Annotated in this window: 15 protein-coding genes; 9 read left to right on the top strand and 6 right to left on the bottom strand. The window is 50.2% G+C overall.

Annotated elements, in window-relative coordinates; genetic code table 11:
* Nucleotides 1-71: 71 nt before the first annotated feature.
* Nucleotides 72-1,205 carry a molecular chaperone DnaJ gene (gene dnaJ / locus OIR97_RS17555; RefSeq protein WP_169543508.1) on the bottom strand — a complete coding sequence of 378 codons (1,134 nt, stop codon included), beginning with the start codon at nucleotides 1,203-1,205 and terminating at the stop codon, nucleotides 72-74.
* Between the two features lie 106 nt (nucleotides 1,206-1,311).
* A complete protein-coding gene (dnaK, locus tag OIR97_RS17550; RefSeq protein WP_169543507.1) occupies nucleotides 1,312-3,234 on the bottom strand; it encodes a molecular chaperone DnaK in 1,923 nt (640 codons plus the stop codon).
* 269 nt (nucleotides 3,235-3,503) lie between these two features.
* Here dnaK and rarD point away from each other — a divergent pair, with 269 nt between their 5' ends.
* Nucleotides 3,504-4,448 (top strand): EamA family transporter RarD, encoded by a 945-nt coding sequence (gene rarD, locus OIR97_RS17545; protein ID WP_169543506.1) that lies wholly within the window; start codon nucleotides 3,504-3,506, stop codon nucleotides 4,446-4,448.
* A 48-nt stretch (nucleotides 4,449-4,496) separates the two neighbouring features.
* On the opposite strand, the gene grpE is transcribed toward rarD, so the two are convergent.
* Together grpE and hrcA are read right to left on the bottom strand one after the other, a co-directional pair.
* Nucleotides 4,497-5,156: a nucleotide exchange factor GrpE gene (gene grpE, locus OIR97_RS17540; RefSeq protein ID WP_169543505.1), complete on the bottom strand. Its 660-nt coding sequence runs from the start codon at nucleotides 5,154-5,156 to the stop codon at nucleotides 4,497-4,499.
* Between the two features lie 27 nt (nucleotides 5,157-5,183).
* Nucleotides 5,184-6,209, bottom strand: a complete 1,026-nt coding sequence (hrcA, locus tag OIR97_RS17535; protein WP_169543504.1) for a heat-inducible transcriptional repressor HrcA — start codon at nucleotides 6,207-6,209, stop codon at nucleotides 5,184-5,186.
* 155 nt (nucleotides 6,210-6,364) lie between these two features.
* On the opposite strand from hrcA, the gene rph reads away from it, so the two are divergent.
* Genes rph through hemW form a run of 3 tightly spaced genes read left to right on the top strand, consistent with a single transcriptional unit; the run spans nucleotide 6,365 to nucleotide 8,860 of the window.
* The gene (gene rph, locus OIR97_RS17530) at nucleotides 6,365-7,084 is read left to right on the top strand and encodes a ribonuclease PH (protein WP_169543503.1); all 720 of its coding nucleotides are present in this window, start codon (nucleotides 6,365-6,367) and stop codon (nucleotides 7,082-7,084) included.
* A complete protein-coding gene (gene rdgB / locus OIR97_RS17525) occupies nucleotides 7,081-7,701 on the top strand; it encodes an RdgB/HAM1 family non-canonical purine NTP pyrophosphatase (protein WP_169543502.1) in 621 nt (206 codons plus the stop codon). The genes rph and rdgB overlap by 4 nt, the downstream gene beginning before the upstream one ends.
* On the top strand, nucleotides 7,679-8,860 hold the full coding sequence (hemW, locus tag OIR97_RS17520) for a radical SAM family heme chaperone HemW (RefSeq protein ID WP_169543501.1): 1,182 nt from the start codon (nucleotides 7,679-7,681) through the stop codon (nucleotides 8,858-8,860). The genes rdgB and hemW overlap by 23 nt, the downstream gene beginning before the upstream one ends.
* On the opposite strand, the gene OIR97_RS17515 is transcribed toward hemW, so the two are convergent.
* On the bottom strand, nucleotides 8,853-10,334 hold the full coding sequence (locus OIR97_RS17515; protein WP_169543500.1) for a penicillin-binding protein activator: 1,482 nt from the start codon (nucleotides 10,332-10,334) through the stop codon (nucleotides 8,853-8,855). The genes hemW and OIR97_RS17515 overlap by 8 nt on opposite strands.
* Before the next feature lie 117 nt (nucleotides 10,335-10,451).
* Between OIR97_RS17515 and OIR97_RS17510 the strand changes: the two genes are divergently transcribed.
* The 3 genes from OIR97_RS17510 (at nucleotide 10,452) to gshB (ending at nucleotide 12,505) form a co-directional block, all read left to right on the top strand.
* Entirely contained in the window at nucleotides 10,452-10,832 is a 381-nt protein-coding gene (locus OIR97_RS17510; RefSeq protein ID WP_169543499.1) for a YraN family protein, read from the top strand.
* Between the two features lie 71 nt (nucleotides 10,833-10,903).
* On the top strand, nucleotides 10,904-11,500 hold the full coding sequence (locus OIR97_RS17505; RefSeq protein WP_169543498.1) for a BON domain-containing protein: 597 nt from the start codon (nucleotides 10,904-10,906) through the stop codon (nucleotides 11,498-11,500).
* Nucleotides 11,501-11,566: 66 nt separating this feature from the next.
* Nucleotides 11,567-12,505: a glutathione synthase gene (gene gshB / locus OIR97_RS17500; RefSeq protein ID WP_169543497.1), complete on the top strand. Its 939-nt coding sequence runs from the start codon at nucleotides 11,567-11,569 to the stop codon at nucleotides 12,503-12,505.
* 20 nt (nucleotides 12,506-12,525) lie between these two features.
* On the opposite strand, the gene OIR97_RS17495 is transcribed toward gshB, so the two are convergent.
* Nucleotides 12,526-13,029 carry a MarR family winged helix-turn-helix transcriptional regulator gene (locus OIR97_RS17495; protein WP_169543496.1) on the bottom strand — a complete coding sequence of 168 codons (504 nt, stop codon included), beginning with the start codon at nucleotides 13,027-13,029 and terminating at the stop codon, nucleotides 12,526-12,528.
* 94 nt (nucleotides 13,030-13,123) lie between these two features.
* Here OIR97_RS17495 and OIR97_RS17490 point away from each other — a divergent pair, with 94 nt between their 5' ends.
* Together OIR97_RS17490 and OIR97_RS17485 are read left to right on the top strand one after the other, a co-directional pair.
* A complete protein-coding gene (locus tag OIR97_RS17490) occupies nucleotides 13,124-13,549 on the top strand; it encodes a PACE efflux transporter (RefSeq protein WP_169543495.1) in 426 nt (141 codons plus the stop codon).
* 84 nt (nucleotides 13,550-13,633) lie between these two features.
* Nucleotides 13,634-15,160: a YifB family Mg chelatase-like AAA ATPase gene (locus OIR97_RS17485; protein ID WP_169543494.1), complete on the top strand. Its 1,527-nt coding sequence runs from the start codon at nucleotides 13,634-13,636 to the stop codon at nucleotides 15,158-15,160.
* The last annotated feature ends 42 nt before the right edge of the window (nucleotides 15,161-15,202 follow it).

The following is a 15,202-nucleotide window of genomic DNA, read 5'->3' as shown; positions in this document are numbered from 1 at the left end:
CATTGATTATTGCGGTCTAACACAAAAAACCCCTCTCTGACGAGAGGGGTTTTTATTGTGCCGGTCATTCGTCAGTCTTTTAGATCAGCAAGAAAATCTTTAACCCTTGAAAAGAAACCTTCTGATTCAGGGTTATGTTTGCCGCCGCCTTCGGCTTCAAACTCTTTCAGGAGTTCTTTTTGACGTTTGTTCAATTTAACCGGCGTCTCCACAGTGATGTGGATGTACATGTCCCCGCTTTCAGAGGAATTCATGATCGGCATACCTTTGCCGCGCAACCGGTATTTGCGCCCGGACTGCGACCCTTCAGTGATGCTTACTTTAGCGCGCGCACCATCCAGTGTCGGAACCTCGATATCACCACCCAATGCCGCAGTTGTCATCGGAATTGGAACGCGGCAATGCAGGTTCTGTCCGTCGCGTTGAAAAATTCTGTGATCGGCCACGGATAGGAAGATATACAGGTCGCCCGGCATACCGCCATGACGGCCGGCTTCGCCTTCACCCGACAAGCGGATGCGATTACCATCATCAACACCGGCTGGAATATTGATCGATAATGTTTTTTCTTTCTCGATCGCGCCTTCACCGCGGCATTTTCCGCATGGTTTTTCGATCACGCGACCTTGGCCATGGCAACTTGGGCAGGTTCGTTCGATTGTAAAGAAGCCCTGCTGGGCGCGGACTTTGCCATGCCCCTGACAAGTACCGCAACTGACGGGTGAGGACCCTTCAGCGGCTCCACTGCCATCACATTCATCACATTCGACTGAGGTTGGGATCTGGATTTCTGTCTGTTTGCCGTGATAGGCCTCTTCCAGCGAGATTTCCATATTGTAGCGCAGATCGGAACCCCGGTTCTGACCACCGCCGCCGCGACGGCCACCCATGAAATCACCGAAAAGATCTTCGAAGATATCTGAGAAACCACCTGCGCCGCCGCCCATGCCACCAAAGCCGCCGCCGCCCATTCCGCCTTGTTCAAAGGCGGCATGGCCATATTGATCATAAGCGGCACGCTTTTGATCATCTTTCAGCACTTCGTAGGCTTCATTGATTTCTTTAAATTTTGCTTCGGCTTCTGCATCTCCGGGATTTTTATCCGGGTGATATTTCATCGCCATTTTACGATAGGCTGATTTTAAAGCCGCCGCGTCAGCGCTTTTGTCTGCACCGAGTGTTTCGTAATAGTCGGGTTTCGCCATAAGGTCCTACTTAACTGAGTGCCGCCCCGGACCGTTTCTGGTCCGGGGCGGTTTGTTAAAGAACAAGGCTGCAGTTTCAGGGATAAATCCCCAAGCTGGCAAGACCTTACTTGTCTTTCTTGTCGTCTTCGACTTCTTCGAAGTCGGCATCAACGACGTCATCATCTGCAGAAGAGGAGGTTGCCTGCCCTTCGCCGCCCGCGTCAGCAGCGTCAGCACCTTCGGCCTGAGCCTGTGCATAAACTGCTTCACCAAGTTTCATGGATGCCTGCTGCAAAGCTTCCATTTTCGCTTTGGTAGCTTCCAGATCGTCACCGTCCTTGACTTCCTTAAGGGCGTCAAGGGCTTCAGTTACAGGACCTTTTACATCGTCGCCGATTGACTCGCCGACTTCTTCAAGGGTTTTTTCTGTTGTGTGAACGAGACTGTCAGCCTGATTCAAAACTTCAACTTTTTCTTTGCGAAGCTTATCTTCAGCGGCATGTTCCTCTGCTTCCTTGACCATCCGTTCGATGTCGTCATCGCTTAGGCCACTGGATGCCTGGATCTGAATTTTCTGTTCCTTGCCGGTGCCTTTATCTTTTGCAGAAACATTCACGATACCATTAGCATCGATGTCGAATGTCACTTCAATCTGTGGCACACCGCGCGGTGCAGATGGAATTTCAGTCAGGTCAAAATTGCCAAGGATTTTGTTGTCTGCGGCCATTTCACGTTCACCCTGGAAAACCCGGATGGTAACCGCTGACTGATTGTCTTCTGCAGTCGAAAATGTCTGGCTTTTCTTGGTCGGAATTGTTGTATTCCGATCAATCAAGCGTGTAAACACGCCGCCAAGAGTTTCGATGCCCAAGGACAATGGTGTTACGTCGAGCAGAAGAACGTCTTTCACGTCACCCTGCAGAACACCAGCCTGAATGGCGGCACCCATGGCAACAACTTCGTCCGGATTCACACCTTTATGAGGTTCGCGACCAAAGAACTGCTGAACAGTTTCTTGAACCTTCGGCATGCGGCTCATACCACCGACAAGAATGACTTCGTCGATTTCGCCTTTCTGCAAGCCAGCATCTTTCAACGCTTTTTCACAAGGGGCCAATGTCCGTTTGATGAGATCCGCGACCAGTTTTTCGAACTGGGCCCGCGTCAGCTTAAGCTGCATATGTTTCGGGCCTGAAGCATCCGCAGTGATAAACGGCAGGTTGATATCGGTTGCCTGACTTGAGGACAGTTCAACTTTCGCTTTTTCTGCGGCTTCTTTCAGGCGCTGCAACGCCATCTTGTCGCCCCGCAGGTCAATACCGTTTTCTTTTTGGAATTCGTCAGCGAGATAATCAACAAGTTTCAGGTCGAAGTCTTCACCGCCGAGGAAAGTATCACCATTGGTGGAGCGAACTTCAAAAACGCCATCGCCGATTTCAAGGATTGAGACGTCAAACGTACCACCGCCCAAGTCAAAAACAGCAATGACCTGATTGGCTTTATCCATACCATAGGCCAATGCAGCGGCTGTTGGCTCGTTGATAATACGAAGCACTTCCAGACCGGCAATCTTACCGGCGTCTTTCGTTGCCTGACGCTGCGCATCGTTAAAGTAGGCAGGGACCGTAATAACGGCCTGATTAACGGGCTCACCCAGATAATCTTCGGCAGTTTCTTTCATTTTACCAAGAATGAAAGCCGAGATCTGGCTTGGAGAATATTTTTCTCCCTGAGCTTCTACCCACGCATCCCCATTATCGGCTTTGATAATGTTGTAAGGAACCATTTCCTTATCTTTTTGGGTGGTCTTGTCATCGAACTGACGTCCGATCAGACGCTTGATTGCAAACAGGGTGTTTTCAGGGTTTGTGACCGCTTGACGTTTGGCCGCCTGACCAACGAGCTTTTCACCGTCAGCTGTGAACGCCACCATAGACGGGGTGGTGCGGGCGCCTTCTGAGTTTTCGATCACCTTGGCATCTTTGCCGTCCATGACAGAGATGCAGGAGTTTGTGGTACCTAAGTCAATACCGATTACTTTAGCCATTTTATCCTCTTTTCAATTGGCAGACCATTACGACCAATTCATGCACCGCAATGATCCCCGGGACTAATCACAATTACTTTTCATGGAGTATATAGGTGTGTTGAATGCTCAGTGCAAGATGTGGTTTAGACCTGCAAGCTGTATTTATCGAACAATTTTTGCGCATACTTCATAATCTTGCGGCTTCACAGTCTTTTACGTATTTTCTTTACGCGAATGCGGGGGTTTGATAATCGAAAGATCCCTCGCTTTTGCAAACTGGATTTTCTGTGTCAAAACAATCGTCTGAAAATATGGATATCGCTGTGTCTTCAGCCGATAAAAGAAGAACCACCCATGGATTGCTGGCCGCCTTTGGCGCTTTCTTCAGCTGGGGAATTTTCCCGTTATATTTTAAAAGCTTCGGTGACGTTCCCGCCCTAGAAATCATGGCCCACCGAATTGTCTGGTCCTTGGTGTTCGTTGGACTGATTGTTCTTGTCGGGAAGCGGATTTCCCAATTGAAAGAGGCTGTTACCAACAAAAAGACCCTGATGGTCTTTGCGGCGACGACCTTGCTGATCGGGATAAACTGGCTGACCTTCGTCTGGGCGATTTCAGTCGACAGATTGTTAGAGGCAAGTCTGGGATATTATATCAATCCCCTGGTTAGCGTTGTGCTGGGGATGCTGTTTTTGAAAGAACGGCTTAACAGGTGGCAGATCGTGGCCGTTGCTTTTGCGACCTGTGCTGTGATCTGGTTGACCGTGCAGGCGGGGGCTTTACCCTGGGTGTCACTGGTTCTGGCATTCTCTTTTGGTTTTTATGGGCTGCTGCGTAAGATGCTGACAACTGAATCAGCGGTTGGTCTGGCTGTGGAAACAGCTCTGCTTGCCCCGATTTCTGCCGCATATATCGTGTATCTGATGATGAGTGGTACGGTGATGGGCGGGGACGGCAATACGCATAGTTATGACTTGCCCAACTTCCTTTTGTTTTTTGGCACCGGGATCGTTACGGCGATGCCGTTAATCCTGTTTTCAATGGGTGCCCAGCGTCTGCGTTTGGGGACGGTCGGGCTGATGCAGTATATTGCCCCTTCCATGCATGTTGTTCTCGCCGTTCTCGTGTTTAAAGAACCGGTTTCAGACGCGCAAATCGGGGCTTTCATCTTTATTTGGATCGGACTGATTATTTATAGCTGGGACGGTATACGAAACCGAAAAAAGACATAAAAAGAGGCGCTGCAAAGCAACGCCTCTTGGTCTGTAATGGTCGCCACTTTATGCAGATTGATCGACTTTAACGGCCTTTTTCTGACCGCCTTTTGCGACACCAACGAGAGCGGGGCGCAATAAGCGACCGGAAATGACGTAGCCAGATTGAACAACCTGAAGAACAGTGCCCGGTTCAACTTCCGGATTTTCAATTTCGAACATTGCCTGATGGAAGTTTGGATCAAATTTTTGACCTTCGGCTTCGACAGGTTCGATTTTGTGCTTTCCAAAGGTACTGATCAGTTCCGCGTCCGTCATTTCAACGCCTGTAAGCAGTGTCTTTACGGCTTCGTCTTCACGGCTTTCGGCGGGCACACTTTCAAGCGCACGTCTTAAATTATCAGAGACGCTCAGCATATCACGGGCGAATTTCGTGATCGCATAATTGTGCGCGTCTTCTTTTTCTTTTTCCGAACGGCGTCTGATATTCTCGGTTTCCGCCATTGCCCGGAGCAATTTTTCCTTCAGATCCGCAATTTCTGCGGCCTGGGTTTCTTCCACGGACAGTTCTTTTTCCGCTGATGCCTCTTCGGCCTGATTTAGGGCTTCCACAGCAGCATCCTCGAGGGTTGATTGATCCTCTTCCAGACCTGATGCATTTGCTGTATCAATCTGGTCTTCGGGACGGGCATCCTTGTCCTGAGAATTCGGGTTTTTATCACTCATCTGCTTCAATCCTGTCTACACTTCTTTTTAGTCCAGCAGTCGTCCAATAACTTTTGCCGTATAATCCACCATTGGAATGATCCGGGCATAATTCAACCGCGTAGGTCCGATCACACCAACCACGCCAACGACCTGGTTACGACTGTTCTGATAGGGAGAAATAATCATTGATGTGCCGGAAAGCGAGAAAAGATTGTTCTCGGACCCAATAAAAATTCGCACACCATCGCCACCCTCTGCCAATTCCAACAACTTAATCCGTTCTCGGCCAGCTTCAAGGGTGTCAAACAGTTGTTTTATTTTTTCCAACTCTTCCAGTGCATGAACATCCTGTAATAAGTTCGAATGTCCTCGAACAATGAGAGTTTCCTTGCCTCCCCAGCTTGCAATCCCGGACTCAACCACTTTTTGCGTGAGCGCATCAAGTTGAGCCTGGTGATTGGTCAGTTCCGAGGCAATTTCTCTCTTTACCTCACTGAGTGTTCGGCCCATCAAGCGGGCGTTCATATAGTTGGAGGCTTCCTGCAGGGCAGACACTGAAAGTCCAGGAGGGATTTCAATGGTCCGGTTTTCCACCAGGCCATCAGCCGTAACAATAATGACCAGAGCCTTGTTCACTCCCAAACGGACAAATTCGATCTGTTTTACAGGGCTGTCACTTTTGGGAGCCATCACCAGACCGGCACAGTTGGACAGGCCTGATAACATTGTAGTCGCATCGGTCAGGACTTCTTCCAGATTTTTGCCCTCGACGGCACATCGGGCCTTAATATCGGCCCGTTCTGATTCGGTTAGGTTTCCGACTTCAAGCAACCCATCCACGAAAAGCTGCATTCCGGCCTGCGTGGGCAGACGCCCTGCGGAGACATGCGGAGAATACAGAAGGCCCGCATCCACAAGATCCGCCATTACATTGCGGATGGATGCCGGGGACAGGTCAAGGGTTCCCAGACGCGAGAGCGTCCGCGAGCCAACCGGTTCTCCGGTTTGGACATAGGTTTCCACAATGATGCGGAAAATCTCTCTGCTACGTTCGTTAAGTTCCTGTATCATCTTCGCCTTTTCCATGAACAAAAATGCTGATTGTGGGTTCACGTCACGATCAATGATTGTTGAATGAAATGTAGTGATGGCAGAGCCTTGCGTCAATTGGGCCGACAGAGTACAAGAAAGTCAAATTGACCCGCTATTATTTCCGAGGATAGAACATGCGTCCATCAGGTAGACAGGCTGACCAGCTTAGATCCATTACTTTAGAGCCCGGATATTCCAAAAATGCCGAAGGCTCGTGCTTCATCAAAGCTGGCGATACGCACGTTCTGTGTACAGCCAGTATCGAAGAACGAGTGCCTCCTTTTCTGCGCAACACCGGTAAAGGCTGGGTGACCGCTGAATATGGTATGCTGCCCCGTTCAACAGGGTCGCGCATGGGTCGCGAGGCCGCCCGCGGAAAACAGCAGGGCCGGACCGTTGAAATTCAACGTCTGATCGGCCGCTCCCTGCGGGCCGTTGTTGACATGGAAGGTTTTGGCGAGCGCCAGATTGTTGTGGATTGTGACGTCATTCAGGCTGACGGCGGAACAAGAACCGCCTCCATCACCGGCGCTTATGTTGCTTTGTATCAAGCGTTTGAAGGCCTGGTTGAAGCCGGTAAGATTCTTGAAGTGCCGATGAAGGCGCAGGTTGCTGCCGTATCTTGCGGTATTTACAAAGGTAAACCTGTCCTTGATCTGGATTATCCTGAGGATAGTAATGCGCAGGCCGATGCAAATTTTGTTTTGGCTTCAGATGGCCGCATTATTGAAATTCAGGGTACAGCGGAAGAAGATCCGTTCTCTGAAGCTCAGTTCATGTCCTTGTTTTCGCTGGCTAAAAGTGGCGTAACAGAACTCTGTTCTATGCAACGTGAAGTTTTGGGTATCAAATGAGCCATCGTCAGTTTTCCGGTAAAAAGCTGGTTGTTGCCAGCCACAATATGGGGAAAGTCCGGGAGATCCGGGACTTGCTTCTGGAGTATGGTGTTGAGCCGATTTCAGCCGGAGAACTGGGTCTGCCTGAACCCATTGAAGACGGGGCGACCTTTATTGCCAATGCCGAGATAAAATCGTTAGCCGCGGCAAGGGCGTCTGGCGAAATTGCGCTGAGTGACGATAGCGGCTTTGCGGTTGAAGCGTTAAAGGGTGACCCGGGTATTTATTCTGCCAGATGGGCCGGGCCGACCAAAGACTTCTCGGTTGCGATGGCGCTGGTAAAGGAAAAGCTGGATGAAACAGGGGCATTTGCTGCTGGTGATTTAAAGGCTTCGTTCTTCTGTGCCTTGTCCCTTGCCTGGCCGGATGGCCATACTGAAACGTTCGAAGGGCGAATCGATGGCCGTTTTAACTGGCCGCCTCGCGGTGACAATGGTTTCGGTTATGATCCTGTTTTCACGCCAACAGGCCATGACCTTACATTTGCAGAAATGCAGCCCGAAGACAAATTAGCGATAAATCACCGGGCGGATGCTTTTCGGCAGTTGATCGATGCCTGCTTTGCAAAGGCATAACCGACCAGATCCCGGCTTTGGCATTTATTTCCATTGGCCGTTTTGCCGAAAGAAGTGCCCTTACTGTGATTTCAACAGTCATGTCAGGGACACTGTCGATCAGGCGGTTTGGGCCGATGCGCTTCTCACGGAACTGGACTGGTTTACGGACCGTTCGGATCGCCAAACGGTTACCAGCATTTTTTTTGGTGGTGGAACGCCCTCCCTGATGGTGCCGGAAACCGTTTCACGCTTGATTGAGGGGGTTAAACAGCGTTTTTCGGTGGCCAATGATCTTGAAATTAGTCTGGAAGCCAACCCGACATCGGCAGAAGCGTCTTTCTTTCATGGGTACAGGGCAGCCGGAGTAACCCGTCTGTCTATGGGGGTGCAGTCCCTGTCGGATGACGCGTTGCTGTTTCTTGGTCGGGAACATTCAGTTCAGGAGGCCCTGAAAACTATTGAACTTGCCCGCTCTGTCTTTCCAAATATCTCGTTTGATTTGATATATGCGCTGCCGGGTCAGACCCTGAACGCGTGGGAAGCTGATTTGCGCGAAGCGTTGAAACTGGCTGGTGATCATCTGTCTTTGTATCAACTGACAATCGAGCCCAATACAGGCTTTGCCGGTTCCGTTCGGCGCGGTGAATTTTCCCTGCCCAAGGACGAGCTTGCGGAAGCGATGTTTGAAAGGACGCAGGACATTTGTGCGGATGCAGGCTTACCTGCCTATGAGATTTCCAATCACGCACGGCCGGGTTTTGAATGCCGTCATAACCTGACTTATTGGCGCTATGGCCCCTATCTCGGTATTGGACCCGGCGCCCATGGACGGGTTTTGCACGGCGGAGACCGAACAGCGTTTGAGCAGGAGAAAAAACCTGAAAAATGGCTTCAATCTGTTCAGAAACAACGTCATGGAACCAAGGCGAGCTTTTTGGTTGAAACGCCAGAAGAAAAAGCAGAAGAGTTGTTGTTAATGGGCCTTCGGTTGTCTGAAGGGGTCTGGTTCGAAAATTTTGAAGCGGCTACCGGGCAGCCCTTTTATGATCTGGTCAAAAAAGACCGCCTGGAAAAGCTTGTAAAAGCCGGGTTCTTGGCCGCCGACGAAAAAGCCCTGAAAGCAACAGACGAAGGCCGTTTCGTTCTAAACGCGGTGTTGGCCGATCTTCTTAGTTGATCAAGGCTTCGAAAGACGCGGGAGCGGCTTCAAGAAGTTCCAGATCCTGCTGGCCGACAATCATTACCGCCAGCCCGCGCTCAGCGACGCCGGTAGGTAAAAATCTGAACACGCCATTATAGCCCGAAAAACCATCCTTGTTTTCCAGAACCTCGCGGCTGAATTTTGCAGCATTTTCTTCTAGCGCCAACAAACCGGACAACGCCGTTACGTCATATGCCAAACTGGAAATACGCGGTGGTGTGTAGCCATACAAACCGGCAAAACGTTGCTGGAATTGATCAGTTTTGACCGGGTCTGGTGCCGCAAACCACCCGCCTACCAATGCCGGTTCAGTTGTCAGGCGCCGGTCAGCCCACAGGCCCGTGCCGATGAACTGGACTTGCGTCGGGTCCACGTCATAATAAGACAGAAGCGGGGCTAATTCTCTCAAACGTTGTCCGCCTTCAGGGATGATTAATGCATCAAAGGAAACATCGCCAATAGTATCCAGTTTGGACAATTCCTTCAGCTTGGCCTTTGATGCCGCGTCCGTTTTTCCTTTCAGTTTGTTTATTTCCTGACGTAACTGCCAGGCGCGTGCGTCGTAGTTAGCAATATCCTTTGCGATAGCCTGAAGTTCTTCCGATCCCGGCTGCAGATTTGCCGGATATCTTAATACCCGATCAAGGGTAAGGCCAAGCCGCGCACTTTCCTGCTGAACTGAGGCAACGACTGTATCGCCATACGGGGATTCAGGAGCGAGGATCGCGAATCTTGCGAGGCCCTGTCGGTAAGAATAATCCATAATCCGGTTGATTTGTTGCCCGGCTGTCAGGCCCATCAGGTAAACACCGTCTCCTGCAACGGCAGTATCTGTTGAAAAGGCGAGAACGTTAATGTTGTTGGCAGCGGCAATCGGACGGACCGCCTGGACAGAGCCTGAAAATAAGGGACCCAGAATAATTTCTGCTCCTTCACCGGTAGCATTGAGGGCAGCATCGCGGGCGCCTTCAGGCGTTCCTTTTGTGTCATAAGGCAACAGGTGAAGTTTTTTATTGCCATGATCAAACAACGCCATATAGGCCGCTTTCAGAAGGTCATTACCGATTTTCTCGTATTGGCCGGTCAGGGGCAGCAGGATCGCCATCCGAATTGTTCCAGCCTCGTCAGAAAAGCCTGGAGGGCGCAACGAGAAGGCGGGCTGATTGTTGAGGGCGTTTTGTTGAATTTCTTCTGCCAGTTGTTCCGCGAGCAATGCTTCGGCCCGTTTTTTCTCGGCGAGCATATCGGCTTCAGAAGGAGATGCTTTTTGTGCCGCGTCTGTGGTAGCCTTTGTTTCAGCCGTTGTTTCTGTTTTTTCTGTACTGGTCGCAGGATCCTGACCGAGCGTCTGACAGGCGCTGAGTATTCCGGCCATAAGCGCACCGATCAGAAGGGGGTTGATCAATTGCCTTAAACCTGTACGGCACTGTAATGGTAAACTCGCTTTCACGGGGTTTGCTCCTGACAACTTCACTCTGATAGTCTTTAAAATAGGGGCCCAGCGTACAACGCGGCAAGCAAATAGTTAAGGTCCAACCCTATCGAAACAATGAACTGGGGCGATTATATGACGAAAGTCTCTAAAAATAAGCTTAAACGAAGACGGCAGCTCGCCGTTTTGAAAGGAGCAATTGCCGAGAGTCTTGCGGTTTTTTATCTTCGGTTAAAGGGATATAGAATTCTGGCGCGCCGGTTTAAACGGCCGGTCGGGGAAATTGATATCATAGCGTGTAAAGGCAAGACGCTTGTTGCCGCCGAAGTTAAAAGCCGCGCCACTGTTGAAGAGGCCCTGCATTCTATTCATACGAAACAAAGGCGCCGTATATCCCGTGCGATGGAAGCCTTTATCGCCGGCCACCCTGATATGGATCGTCTGGATATCCGTTTTGACGTTCTGTTAGTGACATCCTTTGTAAAATTCCCCGTTCATCTGGAGAATGCCTGGTAGGAAAAGGTTCTGGCTTTATCTTTTTCTGTTTGGCGATATAGTTTGTCTCAAAGAAATAGAGGCGTGTTTGTATGAAGAGTATTGTGTTTGTCGGAATGGCCATCCTGGCACTTGTTCAATTGACGGGGTGCACGCCACTTGGTGTGGTTGTGGGGGGCGCCGCAGCAGCGGGGCTTGTCGCTGTGGAGGAACGGTCCGTTGAAGATGCGGTGAAAGACGCAGGTATAAAAGTCGCGATCATTGATGCCCTTTTCCAGAAAAGTGAAAGCCTGTTTGTTGATGTTTCAACGACGGTAATCGAAGGCCGCGTTCTTGTGACGGGAGAAGTTCCGACAGAGGAGGATCGCATTACTGCGACGCGCCTGATCTGGCAAGTGGATGGTGTTCAACAGGTTTTGAACGAGCTTCAGGTGAGCAATAAAGAAACGGTTTCGTCAACGGCCGGTGATAGCTGGATCACGACAAAACTGAAGGGGCGACTTATTCAGGATCTGGATGTTAAGCATGTAAATTATGCCATTGATACGGTTAACCGGGTTGTATATTTGTTTGGCATTGCACAGGATCAAAAAGAGCTGGACCGGGTTTACCTTCATGCCCGTGATATTTCCGGTGTTCGGAAAATTATCAATCATGTTGTGATGAAGGACAGCAGAAAAACAAAATAGAGCCTGTATAACATTCTTGAATATATGCCTACCGGGGCCAACGCAGATAATAATAGGAATAGAGTAATGAGCCTTACAGTTGCCATCCAGATGGATCCGATTGAAGATGTTGACATCCGCGGAGACAGTACCTTTGTTCTGGCGCTGGAAGCGCAGGCGCGTGGCTACGACCTGTACCACTATGGGCCTCAGGATCTGTCATTATTGGATGGCAGAGTGATTGCGAATGCCCGCCCCTTGAAAGTTCGGCAACAACTGGGGGATCACTTCACCCTCGGTGATGTGGAGCGTATCGACCTTGCCGACACGGACGTGGTGTTAATGCGTCAGGATCCACCGTTTGATATGTCCTATATTACCGCCACACATTTGCTGGAAAAGATCCACCCGCAAACATTGGTTGTGAATGACCCTGCCAGTGTGCGCAATGCGCCTGAGAAGATTTTCGTGACTCAATTTGAAGGGGTTCTGCCCCCGACGCTGATCTCGTCTGATCTGCGGGAAATCAAGGCATTTCGGAAAGAACACAAGGATATCATTGTAAAACCCCTGTATGGCAATGGCGGGGCAGGCGTCTTTCACCTGAAGCCGGACGATGAAAATTTGACAGTGGTCCATGAAATGTTCACCGAATTTTACCGCGAACCAATGATCGTTCAGCGTTATTTGCCGGAAGTACGGCAGGGAGATAAACGGATTATTCTGGTAGATGGCAAGCCGGTCGGCGCTATTAACCGAGTACCGGAAGCAGGGGAAAGCCGGTCAAATATGCATGTTGGTGGTCAGGCTTTTGCGTCCACATTAACGCCACGGGAGCAGGAATTGTGCGAGATTATCGGGCCGTCCCTCAAGGAGCAGGGACAGATTTTTGTCGGGATTGATGTGATCGGGAACTATTTGACCGAAATTAATGTCACCTCGCCCACCGGTTTGCAGGAAATCAATCGATATGATGATGTGAAGCTGGAAGCAACGATCTGGGACTGTATTGAAAGCAAGTTGTAAACGGACTGGGGATCTGTCCGCTATTCCAGCTTGGCCAGAGTTTGCAGCAAAATCAAGCGAAGTTGATCCGTGTCTTTAGACGACAGCGATTTGGTCAATATGGCTTGATCCCCTTGGATAACCGCGGCCATTGATCGTTCAGCAAGGTGGGCGCCTGAAGGGGTCAGGCGAACGGGCTTGCTCCTGCCGTCTTCACTAGTGTCAGGTCTCTCGATATGACCATTTTCTTCCAAGGTTTTGAGGATTTTTGTCATCCCGCCAGAAGAAATCAGAATAGATCGGTATAATTCGGTTGGTGTAAGCTGATGCGGCGCTGGCATGGCCCGCAACGTGGTCAATACCTCAAACGCGCCGGGTGTCAGATCAAATGAAGCCATGATTTTGTCAGATTTTTCCCGCACAACATCATTTAGCCGAATGATACCAAGGACGGCTTCCGTCTCGGGTGTCACTGCCTCCGGCCAGTTTTCTTTCATCCGGTGAATAAGGTCCGCCAACGGGATTTTAGCAATCTGATGTGTCACAAAAGTCCTCCTTGCAATCACAATACAGGTATCTTGACAGAAAGATAGATTTCTCTATATGTCTTTCTAGAAAGCTTTTTAGAAAGACAAATTAATGCGAACATTTTGGGACCGTGTGCGACATACAGTGTTGTTTGAACTGATCGCCATCAGTGTTGTTGCGGTGATCGGCGGGTGGGTCCTTGGCCGTCCAGTAGCAGAGATCGGTACCTTGGGCATTATGATGAGCGCGCTGGCAATGGTCTGGAATATGCTCTTTAATTATCTCTTTGATTTGTGGGATCAGAAATTTCGGAACTTGGCTCCGAGAACCGTTTTGTTGCGCGTTATACATGCTGTTTTGTTTGAAGCGGGAATGTTTGCCGCTGGGTTATTGATTATAATATGGTGGCTGCAGATCGGCGTTATAGAAGCGATCCTTCTGGATGCTGGCTTTGCCATATTCTTCTTGGTTTATGCCTTCGTTTATAATTTGATTTATGATCAGGTTTTTCCAAGACCCGCTCCATCACCCGTTTAAAAGATTTTTCTAAAAAAGTGAATTATTTTTCACAATATTCGTGCTAGGATTGAAAAATGAAATCAATTCTTCTTGGGGGGAAGAATGCAGGCACGGATCACGACAGTCGCGTTTCAAGGACTGGAAGTTAAAACAGTTTCCGTTCAGGTGTTGATGGCGCAGGGGCTACCCGCTTTTACGCTTGTCGGACTACCGGATAAATCCGTTGCTGAAAGCCGGGAAAGAGTGCGGGCGGCCCTGACATCCCTTGGGGTGGGGCTGCCGCCTAAAAGAATTACGGTTAATCTGGCCCCTGCTGACCTTCCAAAAGAAGGCGCACATTATGATTTGCCTATTGCGCTTGGTTTACTCACGGCGATGGGGATTTTACCGGCAGATGAGTTGGAGCGGTTCCTTGTTCTCGGTGAATTGTCGCTTGATGGAAGTTGTCAGCCTGTTGCGGGTATTCTACCGGCTGCTGTTGAGGCCGTATCAAGGGGGCTTGATCTGATTTGTCCGCAATCCTGCGGAAGCGAGGCAACCTGGGCGGGGGATCTTGAAATACTTGCACCGGGGACCCTGTTGGCGCTGATAAATCACTTTAAGGGAAGTCAGGTTCTCTCGCCGCCGGAGCAGGGAGCGATTGAGAGTTCTTCAGACTTCCTGAAAATGGAGGATATTAAAGGTCAGGAGACGGCAAAAAGGGCACTGGAAGTCGCCGCCGCAGGGGGTCACAATCTTTTAATGAGCGGCCCGCCTGGATCTGGAAAATCAATGCTTGCAGCCCGCTTGCCCGGTATTTTACCCCCGCTTGATGCTTCGGAGGCTTTGGAGGTCAGCATGATTTCAAGTCTGTCAGGAATGCTGAAAAATGGCGCCCTTTCCCGCAACCGTCCATTTCGGGACCCCCATCATTCTTCTTCTGTGGCGGCAATGGTTGGTGGTGGGCGAAAGGCCAAACCCGGCGAGATTTCCTTATGCCATTTGGGGGTCCTTTTTCTGGATGAACTACCAGAGTTTGGAAGGCAGGTTCTGGAGTCCCTGCGTCAGCCACTGGAGACAGGAAAAGCCGTTGTCGCGCGTGCAAATGCCCATGTGACTTATCCTGCAAGAGTGCAACTGGTCGCAGCGATGAACCCCTGTCGGTGCGGTCACTTGGATGATGCTGAGCAAGCCTGCGCCAGAGCACCGAAATGTGCGGTTGATTATCGGTCAAAAATTTCTGGACCGATGTTGGACAGAATCGATTTATTTGTGGATGTTCCGCCAGTCTCTGCGTTGGATCTCACCCTGTCCACGCCAAAGGAGACAACAATGATAATAGCGAAACGGGTTTCTGACGCCCGCGCCATCCAGAAATCCCGCTTTAAATCATTGGGTGCTCCGGACCATGTTCGAACCAATGCGGAGGCCGAAGGGATCCTGCTGGAGAAAATAGCAATTCCCGACGGAGAAGGGCAGAAACTGCTCAAAGAAGCCATCGGGGTTTTAAAGCTTTCAGCAAGAGGGTATCACCGTGTGTTAAAGGTGGCCCGCACGCTTGCGGATTTGGAACAGGCGGAAACCCTTCATCATAATCACATCGCAGAAGCCTTGGGGTATCGCCGGGCACTATTCCAAAAAACAAACTAACAGGCTGGAGAATCTGGAGGCCCGAAGGCTTGTCCCACCGGA

Origin of the sequence: Sneathiella aquimaris, assembly GCF_026409565.1 — a bacterium.
Lineage (GTDB): Bacteria > Pseudomonadota > Alphaproteobacteria > Sneathiellales > Sneathiellaceae > Sneathiella > Sneathiella aquimaris.
This window is presented reverse-complemented; position numbering and strand designations above follow the sequence as displayed.